General features: G+C 53.5%; 3 protein-coding genes. All 3 read left to right on the top strand.

What is annotated here, in order from left to right; all coding sequences use genetic code 11:
* A partial coding sequence (locus ABWO75_RS13390; protein WP_353186346.1) for an AAA family ATPase occupies nt 1–1130 on the top strand: 1130 nt, incomplete at its 5' end.
* Nucleotides 1131–1344: 214 nt separating this feature from the next.
* Entirely contained in the window at nt 1345–3855 is a 2511-nt protein-coding gene (locus tag ABWO75_RS13385; protein WP_353186344.1) for a hybrid sensor histidine kinase/response regulator, read from the top strand.
* 75 nt (nt 3856–3930) lie between these two features.
* Nucleotides 3931–4241: MazG nucleotide pyrophosphohydrolase domain-containing protein (locus ABWO75_RS13380; protein WP_353186342.1), on the top strand; the 311-nt coding region annotated here is incomplete at its 3' end.

Here is a 4241-nt window from a genome sequence, read left to right as displayed (position 1 = left end):
AAGTAGCGGAAATCCGTTACGGCCGCATCAAGGAATCGCAGGATAAAGTGGATGCGCTGAAGAATGAACTCAGTGAAAAACAAAGCGGCAGCCGCATGCTTAAAGAAGAAGTGACCGCCGATGACATTGCCGACGTGGTGGCGCGGTGGACCGGTATTCCGGTCAGCCGGATGGTACAGAGTGAACGGGAAAAGCTGTTGCACCTGGAAGCCGAATTGCATAAGCGGGTGGCCGGGCAGGACGAAGCGATTGAAGCCATTTCGGATGCGATCCGCCGTTCACGGGCCGGACTGAGCGATGTCAAACGCCCCATCGGCTCGTTTATTTTCCTGGGCACCACCGGCGTGGGCAAAACCGAGCTGGCACGGGCACTGGCCGAATTTCTCTTCAACGACGAACATTCCATGGTGCGGATTGACATGAGTGAATACCAGGAACGGCACTCGGTATCGCGCCTGATCGGAGCGCCTCCGGGATATGTGGGTTATGATGAAGGGGGACAGCTCACAGAAGCCGTGCGGCGCCACCCGTATTCGGTTGTACTGCTCGATGAGATCGAAAAGGCACACCCGGATGTATTCAACATCCTGCTGCAAGTGCTGGACGATGGCCACCTGACGGATAACAAGGGACGGACGGTGAATTTCAAGAACACCATCATCATCATGACCTCCAACATCGGCTCACACCTGATCCAGGAAAACTTCAGCCAGTTGACTGACACAAACCGGGAGGAAGTCGTTGCCAAAACACGTAGCGCGGTCTTTGAACTGCTGCAACAGACCATCCGGCCCGAGTTTCTCAACCGTATCGATGAGGTCATTATGTTTACGCCGCTGAGCCGGGATCAGATCGGGGAAATCGTGCACATGCAGTTTGCACATGTACAGCAACAGCTGGCCGAAATGGGCATCCGGCTTACGGCCAGCGAAGAAGCGCTCGACTGGCTGGCCCAGCTGGGATACGACCCGCAATACGGCGCACGGCCGCTTAAACGGGTGATACAGAAACACATCCTCAATGAACTGTCGAAGGAAATCCTGGCTGGCAAAATCGATAAGGAAAGCACGATTAAGCTGGATATGTTCGACAATAAGTTTGTGTTCCTAAACGAAAAGCAGGAAGCATAAAGGTTTGCCTGTCCCGTAACGGATATCCAACCGTAATCAGATCAACGGACTGTGGACAAAATCCACACTCCGATTTTATTTTGAAACGGTCAAATGCCGCGCAGCCCATGATTTATCGGCTTTTGGTGTACGCGGAATGGGGTACAGCAAGTAACAGCCGGCGATTTAGCACAATTTTTGGTATCTTTACGTATCAGTAACATTGGAGTATTCCATGCCAACACCGCACATACAGTCGACAGGAAGCGTGCAGCGCAAGGTGATCTTCGTGTTTATAAGCTGCGCCGTGGCGCTGGTGCTCGCCTGGGTAATCAGCCGGGTGGCCTTTACCGAAATGATGGACACCGTGGACAGCATTACCGCACCCGACCCCAAACTGGAGATGGTAAGCCAGATATCGCGGGACATCATGCGGCTCGACCAGCTGCAACGCGCCCAGGCTTTTCTCAATTCCGGCAAATACAGTAGCCTGACCAACGAATCGGCAGTCATCGTGTCCGCGCTTGATTCACTGAAATCGCTCTACCAGTACAGTTCCATCCAGCAGCAGCGCATTGATTCCATCAAAACCCTGCTTACCCAGCGGGACGGGCTATTTGACGCTTACGTGAAAGTACGCGAAAAGGTGGTCGACAGCGATGCGTTTTCCAAGCAGCTGGACTCCCTCAGCAAAGTAATCTACGAGCCGTCGGGCGACAGCACCATTGTAACCACCGAAAGGAAACGCCGTACGACTACCATTTCGGACGACACGGACAACATGGATACGGTAGTGCCGGTGAACCCGGATGACAAGGGATTCTTTGCCCGGCTGTTTGGCTCCCGCAGACGGACGGAAACGCCGCCGCAGGCCGTTGAGGAAAGACGGATGGTAGAGGAAGAGCTGGAAACCATCGTCGATACGATCCGCGCCGCCCAGCACGACAGCACACTGGCCAAAATTGACAGTGCCGTGCAGCTCTTTCAGCTGCGCCAGCAGCAGCAACGCGAACTGTTCGTCAGCCAGGAAATGGAATTGACCATTGCAGGAAATGCGTTAATAAGCAATATGCTGAACATTTTACAGTCGGTGGAAAACGAGGCGATGCTGCAGCTGGAAGCCGACAATCAACAGGCCAAGACCGTGGTCAGTGACAGCGTATGGCGGATCAGTGCCATTTTTCTCGGGTTTTTTATTATTACTACCATCATGGTATACCTTATCCTGCAGGACATCAGCCGGAATAATGCATACCGTATTGCACTGGAGGCGGCCAAAGAGGAGGCCGAGTACCATGCAGCAGCCAAACAGCGGTTCCTCGCCAACATGAGCCACGAACTGCGCACCCCACTGCAATCCATCATCGGATATGCCGAACAGCTGAAGCAGGACATTACGTTCGACTCTCCGAAGATCAACGCTATTTATCAGTCGTCCGAACACCTGTTGCAGATCGTCAACGAAATACTCGACTACAGCCGGATCACTTCCGGCAAAATTGCGCTCACGGAAAAACCCTTTGTCCTGCTTGAACTGGTAAACAATGTGGTATCCGTGATGCGCATGCAGGCATCCAGCAAATCACTAGACCTGGTGCTTAACACCCGCATCCTGGGTTCCGGGCACCTGCTTGGCGATGCATTCCGGATCAAACAGATCCTGTTTAACCTGCTCAGCAATGCCATTAAGTTTACGGACCGGGGGAAAGTGACGCTCAACGTCAGCACCGTCGTGTATGAGAAAAAGACGGAATTGAATATTGTGGTTAAGGATACCGGAAAAGGGATACCCGAAGATGACCTGGAACGCATTTTCAATGATTTCGAGCAGTCGGAGAACGCCAATTCCGGAGTATATTTCGGGAGCGGCCTGGGGCTGAGCATCGTCAGAGCGATCTGCGAAAGCATGGGCGGAAAAATCCGTGTGGAAAGTAAAAAAGGATACGGTTCTGTCTTTAAGGTCAACCTTCCCCTGCAGGCCGCCACAAAACCGGAAGCAGCACCGGCGTCCGTTGTCCAGCCGGCTGCATTCAACGGTAAAGTGTGGATTGTTGATGACGACCAGCTGATACTGGGCCTATGCCAGAGCATCCTCAATAAACACCACATTGCCTACCGGTGTTTTGCCTCCCCCAGCGAATTGCTGTCGGCAGCATGGGACCCCGAAGTAACCGTCATCCTGATGGACATCCGTATGCCGGAAATGGACGGCACACAGCTTAACCGGGAGCTGGAGAAGAAAATACCCGCCGCCGCGGAGGTAAGCCGGTTCGCTTTTACGGCACAGGCACTGCCGGAGGAACAGGAGGAGATTCTGGCCCAGGGATTCGATGGCCTGCTGCTGAAACCTTTTAAGGAGGCGGATTTACTCGAGCTCCTGCACATCCACGGCAAGGATACCCCGCCCATCAAGGACGACACCATGATGCAGCTGCTGGCCACGGACGATGAAGAACAGGCAAACCGGTTCCTCCAGTTATACATCGCCGACACGCTGTTGGATTTAAGTGCCCTGGAGGCGCAGTATGAAAAAAAAGACCTGTCCGGAATGGAGCTGCTGCTGCACCGCATGGCCGGGCGTACTGCCCAGGTGGGTGCCGACAAAATCGCCTTCCGGCTGCGCAAACTGGAAATCGATACCCGCAACGGAGAACTGCCTGATGCGGCCGAATATGCGCGTTCCGTAACCGAACTCACCGGTTTCGTGCAGCAACTGCAAATCCATACCGTGTCGTCTATGGCCTAAACGAATGGCAAGCGTCCGCAATTATATTGCGTATCAACGTGAATTTAGCTAAGTTTGACGGTAAAAAAACATACCATGTCCCATACACCTCCCCCGGCCCAGCAAACGCCGGCCACCGCCTTTGAACGCCTACTGCTTGTTTTAAACACGCTTCGTGCCGAATGCCCGTGGGACCGAAAGCAGACCATGGAAACCCTTCGCCACCTGACCATTGAGGAAATGTATGAACTGGGGGACGCCATTCTGGACAACGACCTGGATGAGGTAAAAAAGGAGCTTGGCGACCTGATGATGCACCTGGTCTTCTACGCCCGGATTGCGGCGGAGCAGCAAGCTTTTGACATTACCGATGTACTTAACGGTGTATGTGAGAAGCTGATTTCCAG

This window comes from Parapedobacter lycopersici, from assembly GCF_040395035.1.
GTDB lineage: Bacteria > Bacteroidota > Bacteroidia > Sphingobacteriales > Sphingobacteriaceae > Parapedobacter > Parapedobacter lycopersici_A.
This window is presented reverse-complemented; position numbering and strand designations above follow the sequence as displayed.

Bases quoted from the DNA above. Each gene is read 5' to 3' on its own strand.
- ABWO75_RS13385 (WP_353186344.1), top strand. From the start codon at position 1,345: ATGCCAACACCGCACATACAGTCGACAGGAAGCGTGCAGCGCAAGGTG.